The following is a 15,497-nucleotide window of genomic DNA, read 5'->3' as shown; positions in this document are numbered from 1 at the left end:
CGTGGAAGTTTCGCGATGACTCGCCCGTGGCGCAGGGTTAGCAGGGGCAGCGTATATGGCCAATCTTGATGATATCGACCGTCGTTTGCTGGCGGAACTCCAGTCCGAAGGACGAATCACCAATGTCGAACTGGCCCACCGGGTCGGGTTGACCGCACCGCCGTGCCTGCGGCGCGTGCGCGCGCTCGAGGAAGAGGGCGTGATCCGCGGCTATCATGCCGAGCTCGATCCGTCGAAGCTGGGCTTCTCGATCACCGTCTTCGCGATGGTCAGTCTGAAGAGCCAGGCGGAAGACGCCTTGCGCGAATTCGAGGTCGCGATGCGCGACCTGCCCGAGGTGCGCGAAGTGCACATGCTCAATGGCGAGATCGATTTCATCATCAAGATCGTCAGCAGGGACTTGCAGAGCTTCCAGGAATTCCTGACCAGCAAGCTCACGCCGGCGCCCAATGTGGAGAGCGTGAAAACCTCGCTGACCATTCGCACCAGCAAGCACGAACCGGGCGTCCCGCTATGAGCGCGGTCGAGCGGATCGAGGGCCATTGCCTGTGCGGCGCGGTCACCATCGCGCTCGAAAATCCGGCGCATGAGATCGAGATCTGCCAATGCGCCATGTGTCGGCGCTGGGGCGGCTCGTTCTACACTGCGCAGACGGGCGAGCGCGCTGACATTACGGGCGAGGACAAGGCCACCATATACCGCTCGAGCGAATGGGCCGAGCGCGCCTTCTGCTCGCAATGCGGCAGCAATCTGTGGTTCCGCTTCCTGCCGACCGGCAACCGCAGCTTTTCCGCGGGCCTGTTCGATGCGGCGGCCCACCATGCGATCGAGAAAGAGATCTTCGTCGACGAACGCGCCGACTGGGGCCGCATCGAAGGTGACCATCCGCGCCAGACCGGCGAAGAGGTGATCGCGGAAGCCGAGGCTGCGGGTTTCACCTTCGACTAAAGCGCCTTAGGGCGTAGCACCGTTGTTTATTGCCCGATAGCTCTGGGAACCAGGCCATTCTCAACGAGGATGGTATCCGCGATTTCGGTGCCGAAATCCACCAAGGTAGCGTTGTCCGGGACATAGACCATGGGGCCGCCGCGTGGTCCGGCGTGCCATGGCAGGGCCCGTCCCTGCCGAGGTTCCACTCTTCTGAACCGACGCTCTGCGTTGCCCTGCCGCAGATCCATGACGATGCAGAAGCGATCGGCCTGCTCATCCTCCACCACTCGGTATTCGATCGAGACATCCTGCGGTCTCGGGGCGTAATTGCCGTCGACCAGGTATTGCAGGTTTCTCATACCGCCGCGGTGCAGCGCCGATGTGAATCCGCGGAAGGGCATGTCGAAAAAGGTCGAGGGGTAGTGAAGGTCGGTTTTCGGCATACTGCTGCCGACTGCGATTCGCCGGATGTCGAAGCGCATATCCTTCGACAGAATGATCCGGTCGTTGCGGTCCCCGGCAAAATCGGCACAGGGTCTTTGTTTTTCCCGCAACACAGGCCCACCGACCAATTTGAATGTCCGTCGCTCCTCGAAGTCCTGGGGCATGGTCGGCTCGGTGAAGTCGCAATTGCGATCAAGGGGGCGACTGGGCAACCAGTTCGAATAGGCCTCCACCAGTTCGGCTGATTCCTCATCCCGCTGAGCCCTTGGAATGTATCCGACAACCTGAACAAGCCCAACGCAGGCCACTGCAGGGTCTGGTTGCGAGGATACTTGGAATGTCTGGAGCCGGTCGACCGACAGCTCATCGTCGCCGTTGATCCAATTCGGGAACAGCGAGTAGCGATTGAAGGCGTCGAGCCGCTCTGGAGTGAGCTCGCTTTCCAGGAAATATCCCCTGAACTGGACACTTCCGCCATCGTACGACCGGATCCTGCCTGGTCGTTTCTTGGATTTCAGCCATCGATAGGCCGGCAGGTCGAGCACCTCCTCGAGTGTCGTCGGCGGTGGGCTCGCTTCGTCTCCAACGGGCGACTGCAGATCCTCTTGGCTTGCGGCTGGCGGTGGCTCTGTAAAAAAAATAGCGGAGCTGACCGTCGCAACTACGAATGCCGGCGCAAAGAGGATGTTGGTACGCATGGACAACAAATAAGGACATGTTCGTTAAAGAACCTTTTCTTAGACTGTTGGGTTTCCTTTTGAGCGCCAAAGCCAACACATCTAGGGAATTAATTTCACTCCGATCCTCTTGGGCGAGAGGCGATGGAAGGGCAAATAAAATGGTCACGCGCACCATCGCGCAGGTGAAGCAGGCCGGTGCAGTTGCTCATCCAACGCGTTACAGTGCCGGGGTTGAAGACCTCACCCCTCGCGCGTCTTGAGCCATTCCTCGAGCCATTTGATCGAGTAGTTCCCGCTCTTCACATCGTCCTGCTGCAGCAGTTCCTGATGCAGCGGGATGCTGGTCTTGACGCCTTCGACCACCATTTCCTCCAGCGCGCGCTTGAGGCGCATCATGCAGCCTTCGCGGGTGCGGCCATAGACGATCAGCTTGGCAATCATGCTGTCGTAATAGGGCGGAATCCGGTAACCGGCATAAAGCCCGCTATCGACGCGCACATGCATGCCGCCGGCCGCGTGATAATGCGTCACTTCGCCGGGCGAGGGCGCAAAGGTCCAGGGATCTTCGGCGTTGATGCGGCATTCGATCGCGTGGCCCTTGAACTCGATTTCGTCCTGCGTGATCGAGAGCGGCCTGCCCTCGGCGATACGGATCTGTTCGCGCACCAGATCGACGCCGGTGATTGCTTCGGTAACCGGGTGTTCGACCTGCAGGCGGGTGTTCATTTCGATGAAATAGAACTCGCCGTTTTCCCACAGGAATTCGATCGTCCCCGCGCCGCGATAGGCCATGTCGCGCATGGCCTGCGCGCAGATTTCGCCCATCCGCATGCGGTCGTCCTCGCCCAGTACGGGGGAGGGCGCCTCCTCGAACACCTTCTGGTGACGGCGCTGGAGCGAACAGTCGCGCTCGCCCAGGTGGATTGCCCCGCCATTGCCGTCGCCGAAGACCTGGAATTCGATATGCCGCGGATCGCCGAGATATTTCTCGATATAGACGGTGGCGTCGCCGAAGGCGGCCTTGGCCTCGCTGCCCGCCTGCTTCATCAGCGTTTCGAGCTGGTCTTCGCTTTCGCAGACCTTCATGCCGCGCCCGCCGCCGCCGCTGGCAGCCTTGATGATCACCGGATAGCCGATTTCGTCCGCGATCGCGCGGCCCTGCTCGACCGTTTCGACCGCGCCGTCGGAACCGGGGACCAGCGGCAGGCCAAGCGCGCCGGCGGTCTTCTTCGCGGCGACCTTATCGCCCATGGTGCGGATATGCTCGGGCTTGGGGCCGATCCAGGCGATATCATGCGCCTCGACGATCTCGGCGAACTTGGCGTTTTCCGACAGGAAGCCGTAGCCCGGGTGGATCGCGTCGGCCTGGCTCACCTCGGCCGCGGAAATGATATTGGCCACGTTGAGATAACTGTCGGTCGCGGGCGGCGGACCGATGCACACCGCGTGATCGGCGAGCCGGACATGCATGGCATCGGCGTCGGCAGTGGAATGCACCGCGACCGTCTCGATACCCATTTCATGTGCCGCGCGGTGGATACGCAGCGCGATTTCGCCGCGATTGGCGATCAATATGCGCGAGATACCCATGGCTTACGCGACGACGACGAGCGGCTGGTCGAATTCGACCGGCTGGGCGTTTTCGACGAGGATCGCCTTCACCGTTCCTGCCTTGTCGGCCGTGATCGGGTTCATCACCTTCATCGCTTCGACAATCACCAGCGTCTGGCCTTCCTTGACGCTGTCGCCGACCTTGATGAAATCGGCCGCACCCGGTTCAGGGGCCAGATAGACCGTGCCGACCATCGGCGATTTGGTCGCCCCGGCGGTGTCCGCTTGCGCGGCCCCCGCGCTATCGGGCGTCGGCGCCGCAGCAGCGGGCGCTGCCGGAGCCGCTGTGGCTGGCGCCGCCATCGCTTGGGCGGGGGCCATGGCCACGCCGCCGCCGCGCGCAACGCGGATCTTGCGGTCGCCATCCTCGACTTCGATTTCGGTAAGTCCGGTGTCGTCCAGCATCTCGGCCAGCTCGCGTACGAGAGCGGTGTCGACATTCATGCCGGATTTGCCGGCGCTGGCTTTACGATCGGCCATGGAACCCCTTGTGTGTTGTTTGCGCCGCCTATGCTACCCGCGCGGCGATAGGGCAAGGGGTGTGCGGGCGAATTAGAGCGCGGCCGCTTTCTCCAACGCTACGGCATAGCCCCGCGCGCCCAGTCCCTTGACCTCGTCCACCGCGCCCATGCCCACATAGGAGATGTGACGGAACGCTTCGCGCGTCGCAGGGTCGGACAGATGGACCTCGATCACGGGCAATTCGATCGCCTTGATCGCATCGAGCAGCGCGATCGAGCTATGCGTATAGGCCGCGGCGTTGAGCAGCACCGCCCTGGCGCCGACTTTGCGTGCCTCGTGCAACCAGTCGACCAGCACGCCTTCGTGATTGGTTTGGCGAAAGTCGATCGCCAGCCCGAGCTCACGCGCCTTCTCGCCAAGCATCGCCTCGATATCGGCAAGCGTGTCGGAGCCGTAGATCTCCGGTTCGCGCGTGCCGAGCAGGTTGAGATTGGGGCCGTTGAGGACGAAGACGGTGTCGGTCATGGGGAAGGGGTAGCGTCGAAGGCCGAGACAAGGAAGTGGAAGGTCGGCTTACGACCTGATAACGGACCTTCAAGCGCGTCAGCGAAGGATATGAACTATCGCTGGGCGGTGACGGGTTCAAGCGAGATAATTTGGTCAATGATCATGAGGTGCTCGTAGCTGGCGGCGTGGCCGAAGTATCCTGGCACCTTGGTTCGTCTCCCCACAAACTCGATGCGATGGATACCATCAGGTGGAATGTCATCCAGTTCAACGTTATCCGCAAACTCAAGCCAAATGCCGCGCTTTGCCATCCAATCGCAAGTATCTGCTGGGTCAGGACAGAAGTTTGTCCATTCCCACCCATGCTCCCAAAGCCCATTCCATCGCTGTGCTGGGAGCATTTCATAGCAATCAGGGTCGTCAGGGCGCCACTCGATGAAACCACCAAAGCGAACCTCGTCTAGACAGGTTTGGACCATGCCCGGATGGGATTCCCGGAACGCGATAAATTCCTCATCCGAAATGGCAGGTTGAGGTTGCTCGCAACCGAGAAGTGGCGTCAACAAAGCGAGAACGAAGATAGCTTTCACCAAACGACTATGAAACGCTTCGCTGCCGATGACAATTGAACCCTCTCGCGTGGTCCGCTTTCCACCCAATAGCAGCCTCCCCAACTACTGATCCACGCCCTTGACCTTGCCCCATTGGCGCGCCGCGGTGTAGCCTAGGTAGCCGGTGCCGAAGAGCGCGTAGAGCGCTTCGGGCAGGGCGGCGAGGTAGCGGGTCATGCCGTCGCCGATCGCGCGTGCGGCGATGGGGTCGAAAGCGGCGATCACGCCCATCGGGACGCTGAACAGGATCAGCGCATACATGACATAAAGGAAGCTCGGCCGTGCGCGGCTGGTCCAGGGGTCGGCGCTCTGTGCCTCTGCGACGATAGCGGACAGACGCGCCTCGATCTGCTGCAGATCCTGCGTGCCCTCGAGCGCGAGCAGTTCGAGCTTGGCCTTCGCCCGCGCTTCCTTGTCGGGGATCACCTTGTCGATGATCGAGGCGATCGGGCCGATGAGCGATTCGATAAGCGGCATGGGGCGTCTCCGGTTGGTGAGACCGGATCAGATAACCACATCGGTTCGTGTAGGAAAATGATTCGCGTGTTTGCGCGGCCGCTTGGGCGCGTCGGTTCGGCGAAATGGGAGGGAAACCACTGGTCGGGATGACTGGATTCGAACCAGCGACCCCCACACCCCCAGTATGGTGCGCTACCAGGCTGCGCTACATCCCGAAACCAGTGGAGGCGGCCCTATAGGGCGGGTGTTTGTGCATGGCAAGCGGAGTTCGCAGGCATTTCGTTGCCCCGGCATCGCAATGCTGCTAACCGCGCCGCACTTTCGCAAGAAGGACTGCGCAGGCCGCTTGAACCGGTCGCGCGCATCGCCCAATTGCGGATCCGACCGACACGCAAATTTCCGACAGGTATTCCTCCGATGATCGATTTTCTCGCCGCCGCCGGAAGCGCCGCCGCCGGGCCGCCCGCATGGACCGGCTGGGTACTGCCGCTGGGCATGCTGCTGATCCTGTGGTTCCTCATCCTGCGCCCGCAGATGCGCCAGCAGAAACAGCACCGCGAACGCGTTGCCGGGCTTGGCAAGGGTGACGAAGTGGTCACCGCCGGCGGTCTCGTCGGCAAGATCACCAAGGTGGACGAGCATTTCGTCCACGTCGAACTTGCCAAGGGCATGACCGTCAAGGCGGTGCGCAACACGATCGGCGAAGTGCTGTCGTCGCGCAACACGCCCGCCGCGAACGACTAGGGACGCCTCACCTCCATGCTCGATTTCCCTACCTGGCGTAAGGTCTGGCTCTGGCTGATTACCGGCCTGTGCGTGGCCGCCGCGCTGCCCTCGCTGCTGTCGGCCACCAGCGTCCGCTGGCCCGATGTGCTGCCCGACCCGATGGTCAACCTCGGTCTCGACCTTGCCGGTGGCAGCCATATCCTGCTCGAGGCTGACGCCGCGCAGGTGGCGACGCAGCGGCTCGAGAACATGGAAGAGAATGTGCGCAACACCATGCGCCGCGCCGAACCGCGGATCCGCATCGGTGACGTATCGACCCGTGACGGACGGCTGAGCTTCATGCTCGACGATCCGGGGCAGGTCGACCGCGCACGCGAACTGCTGCTGCCGTCGATCAACGGTACCGGTCTGGTGCGCGAATGGGATCTGGCGGTCGAGGACGGCAATCGCATGATCCTCACCCCCACCTCCGAGGGGATCGATCAGGCGGTCGGTGACGCGATGGAAAGCGCGACCGAAGTCGTGCGCAAGCGTATCGACGAACTCGGCACACGCGAACCGACGATCATCCGCCAGGGTGATACGCGCATCGTCGTGCAGGTCCCCGGCCTGCAGGATCCCGACCAGCTCAAGGCGCTGCTGGGCCAGACCGCCAAGCTCGAATTCAAACTTGTCGACCAGAACGCCTTGCCCAGCGACGTGCAGCAGGGCCTCGCCCCGCCGGGCTCCGAAATCTTCGCCTATGCCGATACGTCGGCCTTTGCCGGATCCTCGCTCGCGGTGCGCCGCCTCGGCGGTATCCGCGGCGACAATCTGACCGGCGCGCAGCAGAGCTTCGACCCGCAGACCAATGAGCCGGTGGTCAATATCCAGTTCGACAGCGATGGCGGACGCCGCTTCGCCAAGCTGACCACCGAAAACGTGGGCAAGCCCTTCGCGATCATCCTCGACGATACGGTACTGTCCGCGCCCAATATCAACGAGCCGATCCGCGGCGGTACGGCGCAGATCTCGGGCGGCTTCTCGGTCGAGACTGCCAACCAGCTGGCGATTTCGCTGCGCTCGGGCGCGCTCCCGGTCGACCTCGCAGTGATCGAAGAACGCACCGTGGGTCCCGATCTCGGCGCCGATTCGATCAAGCGCGGCATGCTCGCCATGCTGGTCGGTTCGCTGCTGGTCATCGCGCTGATGATCGCCAGCTATGGCCGTTTCGGCGTTTACGCTACGATCGCGCTGGTCATCAACGTCGCCATGCTGCTGGGCATCATGGCCGCGCTCAACACCACGCTGACCTTGCCCGGTATCGCCGGTTTCGTGCTGACGATCGGCGCGGCGGTGGACGCCAACGTGCTGATCAACGAGCGTATCCGCGAGGAACGCAAGCGTGGGCGCCGCGTGGTTGCGGCGGTCGAGAACGGCTACAAGGAAGCCAGCCGTGCGATCTACGACGCCAACGTCACCAATTTCATCGCCGGCGTGCTGCTGTTCCTGTTCGGATCGGGCCCCATCCGCGGCTTCGCGGTGGTGCTGATCATCGGCCTGTTCACCAGCGTCTTCACCGCGGTCACGCTGACCCGCATGTGGGTCGCCGACTGGCTGCGCAAGGCCAAGCCCAAAGACATCGTGCTGTAAGGAGGGCGACGATATGAAACTGCTCAAGCTCGTCCCCGACGACACTAACATCAAGTTCCTCCGCTGGCGCGTGCCTTTCTTCGCGATCAGCATCCTGCTGATCGCGGCCAGCTGGGCGCTGGTCTTCACCAAGGGGCTCAATTACGGCGTCGACTTCGCCGGCGGTCTCGAAGTGCGCGCGACCTTCACCCAGAGCGTGGAAGCCCCGGTGGGCGAATTGCGCGAAAAGGTGGCCACGCTCGGCTATGGCGATCCGGTGGTCCAGCGCTTCGGCGAAGACAACCAGGTCTCGATCCGCGTGCGCTTGCCCGACGAGGTATCGGCCGACAAGGAAGCCGCTCAGGCTGCCGCGAACGATATCGTCGAGACGCTGCAGACCGATTACGAGGATTTCCGGCTCGACGGGAATGACAATGTGTCGGGCAAGGTCTCGGGCGAATTCCGCCAGACCGCGCTTTACGCATTGCTGGCCGCGATGGGGGCGATCGCGCTCTACATCTGGATTCGGTTCGAATGGCAGTTCGGCGTGGGTGCGCTGTTCGCGCTGTTCCACGATGTCAGCCTGACGCTGGGCATGTTCTCGCTGTTCCAGATGGAATTCAGCCTGCAGATCATCGCGGCGATCCTCGCGATCATCGGCTATTCGCTCAACGATACCATCGTCGTTTACGACCGCATCCGCGAGAATTTGAAGAAGTTCCGCAAGATGGAATTGCCTGCGCTCCTTGACCTGTCGGTCAACGAAACGCTGGCGCGGACGGTGATGACCTCGCTGACGCTGCTGATCGCTCTGCTGCCGTTGCTGCTGTTCGGTCCGGCCAGCCTGTTCGGCATGGTCGCCGGGATCACGCTGGGCCTGTTCGTGGGTACCTACAGCTCGGTCTATATGGCGGCGCCGATCCTCGTCTGGCTGGGCGTTACCAGCGACAGCTTCGTGCCTACCGAAACGGTGGCCGATCAGCAGGAAAAGAAGGCGCGCGGCCTGGTCTAGGCAATCGCGTCGTAATGGGCGGCGAGCGCCGCGGCGTTCGCTTCCCAGCTGAATTTCTCGACCGTCGCCGCCACCGTCTCGGGTGAGCGGGGGCGGCGGGTCACGAGGTCGATCCCCTCGCGAACCGCGCGGCAATTGCGCGCGACGATCACCCCGGCTTCGGGCGCGGTCACCACTTCGCGCGCGCCGCCCGCGTCGGTGATGACCAGCGGCGTTCCGCAGGCCAGCGCCTCGATCCAGGCATTGGCAAGGCCCTCGCTGGCCGAAGGCAGCACCATGGCATCTGCCGCCGACAGGATCGGCGGCAGCATTGTCGGGGCCAAGCTGCCAAGGAAATGGACCCGCTCGGCCACGCCGACTTCTTTCGCCAGCGCGCGCAGGCTCGCTTCGTCTTCGCCCTTGCCGACCAATAGCAGCCGTGCCCGCGGCAAATCGGCCAGCGCCTTGATTACCAGGGCCTGGCCCTTGCGTTCGATCAGCGCGCCGACACTCACCAGCAGCCGATCGCCGCTGGCGATGGGGATCGAGAAGGTCTCGCCCAGCCGCGCGCGCAGCCCGACATGGTCCATCGGGCGGAACAGGTCGCGGTCGAGCCCGGTGTAATGGACCGTGATTGTGTCGCGTGCCATGCCCAGCGTGGCCATGTCGTCGGCCAGCGCCGCGCATACCGCCAGCACACCCGCCGCCTCGCGTGCGGTTTCGAGCAATGCGTCGCGGCCATAGGCGCGTGCGCCCCAGTAATGGATGTCGGCCCCGCGCGCCTTGACCGAGAAGGGCAGGCCGAGTTCGCGCGCGATGATCATCGCGGCGGGTCCGTCGGGATAGAAGAACTGCGCATCGACCAGGTCGAACGGATGGTCCGCATGCAGGCGGCGGGCGAGGGGGAGCACCGCCTTGGCGATCAGCCCGGGGTTGAGCCTGCCGCCGATCTTCGGAAGCAGCCGAAAGGTCGGTCGATAAACCGCCATCCCGAACTCGCGCCCATCCTCGGCGGCACCCGCCAATGCGCGGTAGCGCCCGAGCGCGACCGGGGGCAGGCCGAGCGGATTGATCACCGTGACATCCCAATGCGTATCGCGCTGCAGCGCCTCGAGCGATTTGGCCACGAAGACGCCGAAGCGCGGATTGGCGGCATTGGGAAACAGCGTCGCCAGCGACAGCACGCGGCGGGTCTTGGCGACGCTCACAGCCGGCGCACCAGCATTTCCGCCACCGCGATCCAGGCGGGATTGTCGACAACCTGCTGCTTCTCGCCATGCCCGGGAGGGAGCAGGCCGACCATCTTTCCCTGCCGGTCGATCAGCCGCCCGAAGGCGAAGCGTCCGCCCTTTTTGGGGACCAGCACATCGCGGTTGATCGCGCGCGCCGCCTCTTCGGGATTGAGCTGGCGTAGCCATAGCTGGTCGCCGGGGCGGTACTCGCCATGCGGATAGGCGATATCGAGCACCATCAGCGAACCATCGCCGCCCAGATCGGTGGCGAGGATGGCATCCTGCGGCGTAGCAAGCGCTTCGGGTCCGGTCTTTGCCAGCGCGGCGACGACCTGCGGATGACCGGCCTTTTCGCTCCGCACCAGCATTTCGGGATCAACCTCGAGCGCGGCGGCGATCCGCTCCATCCATTTGAGCGAGAGATTGCGCATCCCGGTCTCGAGCCGTCCGACCGTCTGGGGGGTAGTCGGCGGAGAGCAGGCCTCGGCGAGGTCGGCCAGCGTCAGGCCCTTCTGCTTGCGGATGTCGCGGATCCGGTTGATCACTTGGCTGCTCCACAGATAACCGATTTGGTTTTTCCTGTTTCCTACAGGAACCGGCTCGGCGCAAGGCCTAACTTTCAGAACCGGGGAGACTGCCATGCGCCGCACACTTGTCGAACGCGAACTGACCGAGGAAGGGCCGCGCCGCGGCGCCGCCGCGCACGGCAAACGGCGCAGCGTAACCGTCAATCTCGCCGAAAGCCCGCTCAGCTGGCTACATTCACGCGGGCACCTGACCGACCAGCAGTTCGATGCCGGGGAACGGCTACGCGCCGATTACGAACGCGCGCAGATCGCCCCTTCGACCACGATGCGCTGGGACCCGGTGCGGGTCGATGGCGGCGCCGCGGACCGCGACCTTACCCCGACCGAGCGGCAGCTTGCGGCGAAGGCGCGCTTCGATGGTGCGATGCGCGAGGCAGGGCCGGGGCTCAGCGACATTCTATGGCGTGTCGCGTGTGCGGGCGAAGGGCTGCCGGGGGCGGAACGCGCTCTGGCATGGCCCGCGCGCAGCGGCAAGCTGGTGCTCAAGCTCGCGCTCGACCGGGTGGCGGTTTTCTACCGGATCGGCTGAGGCGGGATATTTCGCGCAGGACAGTGGTCCATGTGGTCCATGTCGTTGGAAGCGAACCGTCCAGTCCTACACGCGCTGCGCAACCGCCTCGCGCAATACGGGCAGCACTTCGGCTTCGAACCAAGGGTGCTGGCGCATCCAGATGGTCGAGCGCCAGGCCGGGTGGGGCAGGGGGATGTAGTGCGGGAGGTAGTCGCGGAACTGGCGCACCCGGTCGGTCATCGACAGCGTGCGCGCCGCGGGCAGGTACCGCGCCTGCGCATAGGTGCCGACCAGCAGGGTCAGCCGGTCCTCGGGCAGCACGTCGAGTACGCGTTCGTGCCATTGGGCGGCGCATTCGCGGCGCGGCGGTTTGTCGCCGCCGCTCGCCTTGCCGGGATAGCAGAACCCCATCGGGACGAGCGCGACCCGCGCAGGGTCGTACATCTGGTCCTTGCTCAGCCCGGTCCATTCGCGCAGCCGGTCGCCGCTGGCATCATCCCACGGAATGCCGCTTTCGTGGACCTTCGAGCCGGGTGCCTGGCCGATGATCAGCAACCGCGCGGTTGCCGAGAAGCTGGCCACGGGGCGCACGCCGTGCGGCAAGTGATCGGCGCAGATGCGGCAGGCCGCGATCTCGGCCTCGAGGCTCACCCTTCGACCGCCTCCGCCAGCATCAGCCAGCGCTCCTCCGCGGCATCCTTCTCGGCGCGGGCGTTCTCCAGGCCCTTGGAGATATTGGCGAAGCGCTGCGGATCGGCGGTGTAGAGTTCGGGATCGGACAGGATCGCCTCGCCCTTGGCAATCGCGGTTTCGAGCTCCTCGATGCGCGTCGGCAGCAGTTCGAAGTCGCGCTGGTCCTTGTAGGAAAGCTTGTTCGATTTTGCGGGCGGCGGCGGCGGGGCGGCGGGTTTCTCGGCCTGCTTCTCAGCTTTGGGTTTGCCCGCGATCGGCTGGCGGCGTTTGCGCTCCCAGTCCTCGTAGCCGCCCGCGACCACATCGACCTTGCCCGTCCCGTCGAGGCCGAGCGTAATGGTCACCGTGCGGTCGAGGAAGTCGCGGTCATGGCTGACGATCAGCACCGTGCCTTCGTAATCGGCGATGACCTCCTGCAGCAGGTCGAGCGTTTCGAGGTCGAGGTCGTTGGTCGGCTCGTCGAGCACCAGCAGGTTGCTCGCCTTGGCGAACTCGCGTGCCAGCAGCAGCCGGCTGCGTTCGCCGCCCGACAGCACGCTGACCTTCATGTCGACGATTTTGGGGTCGAACAGGAAGTCCTTGAGATAGGCCTGCACATGCTTGCGATTGCCGCGCACGTCGATCCAATCGCCGCCTTCGGCGAGCACGTGCCGCACCGTCTTGTCGGCGGTGAGCAGCTGGCGTTGCTGGTCGATCATCACCCCGGTCAGCGTCTTGGCGATGTCGACCTTGCCGCTGTCGGGTGCGAGTTCGCCGGTAAGCATCTTGAGCAGCGTGGTCTTGCCCGCGCCATTGGCGCCGACAATGCCGATCCGGTCACCGCGCTGGATTCGCAGCGAGAACGGCTTGATGATCATCCGGTCGCCATAGGCCTTGGTGATGTTCTCGGCCGCGATCACCGATTTGGACTTGAAGTCTTCCTCGGTCGCCAGCTTGAGCTTGGCGGTGCCAGCGGCGTCGATCATCGAAGCGCGTTGCGCGCGCATCTGGCCCAGCTTCTCGAGCCTGCCCTGGTTGCGCTTGCGCCGCGCAGTCACCCCGCGTTCGAGCCAGTGTGCCTCGAGCTTGAGCTTGGCGTCGAGCTTCTCCGCCGCGCGCGCTTCCTCGGCATAGACCTGTTCTTCCCATGCCTCGTAGCCGCCAAAGCCCACTTCCTTGCGGCGCAGGCTTCCGCGGTCGAGCCACAGCGTGGTGCGGGTCAGGCGCTTGAGGAAGGTCCGGTCGTGGCTGATGACGAGAAAGGCGCCCTTGTAGCGTTCGAGCCAGCTTTCGAGCCAGTCGATCGCGCCGAGGTCGAGATGGTTGGTCGGCTCGTCCATCAGCAGCAGGTCGGGGTCCTGCGCCAGCGCGCGGGCGATCGCCGCGCGGCGCTTCTCGCCCCCGCTTGCGCCCTTGGTCTCGCGCGCCATGTCGATGCCGAGCTGGCCGGCGATGGCGTCGATCTCGTGCTCCTGCGGCGCGTGTTCGCCCGCCAGAGCCCACGCCATCAGCGTGGCATGGCCCGACAGGTCGGGGTCCTGTTCGAGTACGACGATCCGCGTGCCCGGCTTGGTCTTGCGGATGCCGGCATCGGTTTCGACCTGCCCGTCGATCATCCGGAACAGCGTGGTCTTGCCCACCCCATTGCGCCCGATCAGCGCGATGCGGTCGCGCGGGCCTACATGCAGGTCCAGCGGCTCGTGATCGGGCCCGCCGAACAGCCATTTGCCGCCCTGTTGCAGCGCGATGCCTTCGAGGCTGAGAATGGGGGGCTGTGCCATAGGCCGCGCGAGGTAGGCGCGCCGACGCCGCTCCGCAAGACGCTAGCGCGCCGCCTCCTGCTCCGCGACCATCCGCGCGACGTCGGCGAGCAATTGCGGCGCATCGTAAACGATCCCGTCCTTGATGGTCCAGCGCACCCCGCCGACCTGCTCGATTGCACCGGTCTCGCGGTTGAGCCGCGTATGGCCCGTGCCATAGAGCACCTTGAGATTGGCCAGCGGGTTCTCGGGCACGATCACCAGATCGGCCAGCTGGCCCACGGCGATCCGGCCCATCGGCGGTTCTTCGCCCAGCGGTTCGTACAGCGCACGCGCCCCGTCGAGCGTTGCCGCGCGGATGACGGCGAGCGGCGAAAGGCCCGCCTCGCGCAGCATTTCCAGCTCGCCGATATAGGCGAAGCCCCAGGTCTGGTAGATATAGCCCGGGTCGGAACCGGCGGTGACGCGCCCGCCGCGGTCATGGAAGTCCTTGGTCAGCGCAAACCACTTGGCGTAGAAATTCCGCCATGCGACTTCGTCCTCGCTCGTCCAGTCCTTGTAATAGCTCCCGTGATTGGTTGCGCTGGGCGCGTAGAAATCCATCAGCGACGGCAGCGTATATTGCGCATGCCAGTCGAACCCGCGCGCACGCATAACGTCGCGGCTGGCGGCGTAGATGTTGAAGGTCGGGCTCAGCGTCACCCCGTTCTCGATCAGCAGGTCGACATAATCGTTCCACGTCTCGCTCCCGGGTTCGACGGCCTGCGGGGCAAGCCGGGCAACCCAGGCGAAGCGCGATTGCTCATCGAAATAATTGTAGTCCTCGGGATAATAGGGGAGCGCGGCGTCTTTCAGCAGGCTTTCGAAATGACCGTAGAAATGCGTCACGTCGTCGAGGCCGAGTTCGACCGCCTTGCGCGCGTTGACTTCGGCCACCCCGGTCTGCGCGAGATGCGCGACGGTGCCCATCTGCTGCTTCTCCGCCTCGTCGAAAGCCGCCGCGAAGACTGCGGGCGAATAGCCGTTGAAGAATTTGACACCCCAATAGCCCTGCGCCTTGGCCCAGCGGACCCATTCGCGCGCCTCGGTTCGAGTGTCGGGCGCTCCGCGCGACCATTTATCGCCAAAGACGGCGTAGGGGATCAGGCGCGGAGCGGTGATGGTGTTGGCGGCGCTGCGGCGCGCATCGGAAAGGTCGGGCGTATCGGGGCCGAAGTAGAAGCTGACGCCGCGGACGGTGGTCACGCCATGCGCGAGCCACAGCTTGTAGCCATAGGATGGCTGCGGCGCTTTCGAAGCATCGCCATTGTGGCCATGCACATCGACGAAGCCGGGCAGGACATACATGCCCTTGGCATCGATCACGCGCTGCACGTCTTGCGCCTCGGCGGCGGGCGCGCCGCCGGGATAGAGCGCAGCGATGCGATTGCCTTCGACCATGATGTCGATCGGTCCCGCCGGCGGGGCACCGCTGCCCTCGATCACCGTTGCGCCGCGGATCAGCAGCTTGCCGAAGGGACCTTCGCCCTCGTCGGCGGCGCGCGCGGGCACGGGCTCCATCTGCGCGACCAGCGGCTGCGTCGCTACCATGGCCAAGGCGGCCAGCGCATATTTCCAGGCTGTCATTCATTCCCTCTCGATCGGCGCTATGGCTAGCGGCAAGCAAGGGCCGAGAAAAGCGGGAACACTTCCGTTCAGCAAGC

General features: G+C 64.3%; 17 protein-coding genes and 1 tRNA gene. 6 read left to right on the top strand and 12 right to left on the bottom strand.

The window, feature by feature from the left end; all coding sequences use genetic code 11:
• The first annotated feature begins 55 nt into the window (after nt 1-55).
• Both J2S32_RS04760 and J2S32_RS04755 read left to right on the top strand, forming a co-directional pair.
• Complete coding sequence (locus tag J2S32_RS04760) at nt 56-517, top strand: Lrp/AsnC family transcriptional regulator (protein WP_253517135.1); 462 nt, start codon at nt 56-58, stop codon at nt 515-517.
• Nucleotides 514-948 carry a GFA family protein gene (locus tag J2S32_RS04755; RefSeq protein ID WP_253517132.1) on the top strand — a complete coding sequence of 145 codons (435 nt, stop codon included), beginning with the start codon at nt 514-516 and terminating at the stop codon, nt 946-948. The genes J2S32_RS04760 and J2S32_RS04755 overlap by 4 nt, the downstream gene beginning before the upstream one ends.
• A 26-nt stretch (nt 949-974) precedes the next feature.
• Here J2S32_RS04755 and J2S32_RS04750 read toward each other — a convergent pair whose 3' ends face one another.
• From J2S32_RS04750 to J2S32_RS04720, 7 genes are all read right to left on the bottom strand, one after another.
• Nucleotides 975-2,072, bottom strand: a complete 1,098-nt coding sequence (locus tag J2S32_RS04750) for a hypothetical protein (RefSeq protein WP_253517130.1) — start codon at nt 2,070-2,072, stop codon at nt 975-977.
• A 222-nt stretch (nt 2,073-2,294) separates the two neighbouring features.
• Nucleotides 2,295-3,644, bottom strand: a complete 1,350-nt coding sequence (accC, locus tag J2S32_RS04745) for an acetyl-CoA carboxylase biotin carboxylase subunit (protein ID WP_253517128.1) — start codon at nt 3,642-3,644, stop codon at nt 2,295-2,297.
• A 3-nt stretch (nt 3,645-3,647) separates the two neighbouring features.
• Entirely contained in the window at nt 3,648-4,145 is a 498-nt protein-coding gene (gene accB / locus J2S32_RS04740) for an acetyl-CoA carboxylase biotin carboxyl carrier protein (RefSeq protein WP_253517126.1), read from the bottom strand.
• A 72-nt stretch (nt 4,146-4,217) separates the two neighbouring features.
• Nucleotides 4,218-4,652, bottom strand: coding sequence for a type II 3-dehydroquinate dehydratase (locus J2S32_RS04735; protein ID WP_253517125.1), 435 nt, complete (start codon nt 4,650-4,652; stop codon nt 4,218-4,220).
• A 95-nt stretch (nt 4,653-4,747) separates the two neighbouring features.
• On the bottom strand, nt 4,748-5,224 hold the full coding sequence (locus J2S32_RS04730) for a hypothetical protein (protein ID WP_253517123.1): 477 nt from the start codon (nt 5,222-5,224) through the stop codon (nt 4,748-4,750).
• 84 nt (nt 5,225-5,308) lie between these two features.
• Nucleotides 5,309-5,722, bottom strand: coding sequence for a holin family protein (locus tag J2S32_RS04725; protein ID WP_253517121.1), 414 nt, complete (start codon nt 5,720-5,722; stop codon nt 5,309-5,311).
• A 120-nt stretch (nt 5,723-5,842) separates the two neighbouring features.
• Nucleotides 5,843-5,919 (bottom strand) — tRNA-Pro (locus J2S32_RS04720).
• 202 nt (nt 5,920-6,121) lie between these two features.
• On the opposite strand from J2S32_RS04720, the gene yajC reads away from it, so the two are divergent.
• Genes yajC through secF form a run of 3 tightly spaced genes read left to right on the top strand, consistent with a single transcriptional unit; the run spans nt 6,122 to nt 9,053 of the window.
• Nucleotides 6,122-6,448, top strand: a complete 327-nt coding sequence (gene yajC, locus J2S32_RS04715) for a preprotein translocase subunit YajC (RefSeq protein ID WP_253517118.1) — start codon at nt 6,122-6,124, stop codon at nt 6,446-6,448.
• 15 nt (nt 6,449-6,463) lie between these two features.
• On the top strand, nt 6,464-8,062 hold the full coding sequence (gene secD / locus J2S32_RS04710; RefSeq protein ID WP_253517115.1) for a protein translocase subunit SecD: 1,599 nt from the start codon (nt 6,464-6,466) through the stop codon (nt 8,060-8,062).
• A gap of 13 nt (nt 8,063-8,075) precedes the next feature.
• The gene (gene secF, locus J2S32_RS04705; protein WP_253517111.1) at nt 8,076-9,053 is read left to right on the top strand and encodes a protein translocase subunit SecF; all 978 of its coding nucleotides are present in this window, start codon (nt 8,076-8,078) and stop codon (nt 9,051-9,053) included.
• On the opposite strand, the gene J2S32_RS04700 is transcribed toward secF, so the two are convergent.
• Nucleotides 9,050-10,240 (bottom strand): glycosyltransferase, encoded by a 1,191-nt coding sequence (locus J2S32_RS04700; RefSeq protein ID WP_253517108.1) that lies wholly within the window; start codon nt 10,238-10,240, stop codon nt 9,050-9,052. The two genes, secF and J2S32_RS04700, sit on opposite strands and share 4 nt — an antisense overlap.
• Nucleotides 10,237-10,809 (bottom strand): helix-turn-helix transcriptional regulator, encoded by a 573-nt coding sequence (locus J2S32_RS04695; protein WP_253517106.1) that lies wholly within the window; start codon nt 10,807-10,809, stop codon nt 10,237-10,239. Before J2S32_RS04695 ends, J2S32_RS04700 begins: the two co-directional genes overlap by 4 nt.
• A gap of 94 nt (nt 10,810-10,903) precedes the next feature.
• Between J2S32_RS04695 and J2S32_RS04690 the strand changes: the two genes are divergently transcribed.
• A complete protein-coding gene (locus J2S32_RS04690; RefSeq protein WP_253517104.1) occupies nt 10,904-11,380 on the top strand; it encodes a DUF6456 domain-containing protein in 477 nt (158 codons plus the stop codon).
• A gap of 66 nt (nt 11,381-11,446) precedes the next feature.
• On the opposite strand, the gene J2S32_RS04685 is transcribed toward J2S32_RS04690, so the two are convergent.
• From J2S32_RS04685 to J2S32_RS04675, 3 genes are read right to left on the bottom strand one after another with little or no spacing between them, the layout of a single operon-like run.
• Complete coding sequence (locus J2S32_RS04685) at nt 11,447-12,013, bottom strand: uracil-DNA glycosylase family protein (RefSeq protein WP_253517102.1); 567 nt, start codon at nt 12,011-12,013, stop codon at nt 11,447-11,449.
• Nucleotides 12,010-13,815 carry an ABC-F family ATP-binding cassette domain-containing protein gene (locus tag J2S32_RS04680; RefSeq protein WP_253517100.1) on the bottom strand — a complete coding sequence of 602 codons (1,806 nt, stop codon included), beginning with the start codon at nt 13,813-13,815 and terminating at the stop codon, nt 12,010-12,012. The genes J2S32_RS04685 and J2S32_RS04680 overlap by 4 nt, the downstream gene beginning before the upstream one ends.
• A 42-nt stretch (nt 13,816-13,857) precedes the next feature.
• The gene (locus tag J2S32_RS04675) at nt 13,858-15,420 is read right to left on the bottom strand and encodes an amidohydrolase family protein (RefSeq protein ID WP_253517097.1); all 1,563 of its coding nucleotides are present in this window, start codon (nt 15,418-15,420) and stop codon (nt 13,858-13,860) included.
• Between the last annotated feature and the right edge of the window lie 77 nt (nt 15,421-15,497).

The organism is Qipengyuania citrea, from assembly GCF_024171405.1.
Taxonomy (GTDB): domain Bacteria; phylum Pseudomonadota; class Alphaproteobacteria; order Sphingomonadales; family Sphingomonadaceae; genus Qipengyuania; species Qipengyuania profunda.
The sequence above is the reverse complement of the archived record's forward strand: the minus strand, read 5'-3'. Positions and strand labels throughout refer to the sequence as shown.

What these genes read in the sequence shown, in the direction of transcription:
- J2S32_RS04760 (WP_253517135.1), top strand. Translation starts at nt 56, where the DNA reads ATGGCCAATCTTGATGATATCGACCGTCGTTTGCTGGCGGAACTCCAG.
- J2S32_RS04755 (WP_253517132.1), top strand. Translation starts at nt 514, where the DNA reads ATGAGCGCGGTCGAGCGGATCGAGGGCCATTGCCTGTGCGGCGCGGTC.
- J2S32_RS04750 (WP_253517130.1), bottom strand. Translation starts at nt 2,072, where the DNA reads ATGCGTACCAACATCCTCTTTGCGCCGGCATTCGTAGTTGCGACGGTC.
- accC (WP_253517128.1), bottom strand. Translation starts at nt 3,644, where the DNA reads ATGGGTATCTCGCGCATATTGATCGCCAATCGCGGCGAAATCGCGCTG.
- accB (WP_253517126.1), bottom strand. Translation starts at nt 4,145, where the DNA reads ATGGCCGATCGTAAAGCCAGCGCCGGCAAATCCGGCATGAATGTCGAC.
- J2S32_RS04735 (WP_253517125.1), bottom strand. Translation starts at nt 4,652, where the DNA reads ATGACCGACACCGTCTTCGTCCTCAACGGCCCCAATCTCAACCTGCTC.
- J2S32_RS04725 (WP_253517121.1), bottom strand. Translation starts at nt 5,722, where the DNA reads ATGCCGCTTATCGAATCGCTCATCGGCCCGATCGCCTCGATCATCGAC.
- yajC (WP_253517118.1), top strand. Translation starts at nt 6,122, where the DNA reads ATGATCGATTTTCTCGCCGCCGCCGGAAGCGCCGCCGCCGGGCCGCCC.
- secD (WP_253517115.1), top strand. Translation starts at nt 6,464, where the DNA reads ATGCTCGATTTCCCTACCTGGCGTAAGGTCTGGCTCTGGCTGATTACC.
- secF (WP_253517111.1), top strand. Translation starts at nt 8,076, where the DNA reads ATGAAACTGCTCAAGCTCGTCCCCGACGACACTAACATCAAGTTCCTC.
- J2S32_RS04690 (WP_253517104.1), top strand. Translation starts at nt 10,904, where the DNA reads ATGCGCCGCACACTTGTCGAACGCGAACTGACCGAGGAAGGGCCGCGC.
- J2S32_RS04680 (WP_253517100.1), bottom strand. Translation starts at nt 13,815, where the DNA reads ATGGCACAGCCCCCCATTCTCAGCCTCGAAGGCATCGCGCTGCAACAG.
- J2S32_RS04675 (WP_253517097.1), bottom strand. Translation starts at nt 15,420, where the DNA reads ATGACAGCCTGGAAATATGCGCTGGCCGCCTTGGCCATGGTAGCGACG.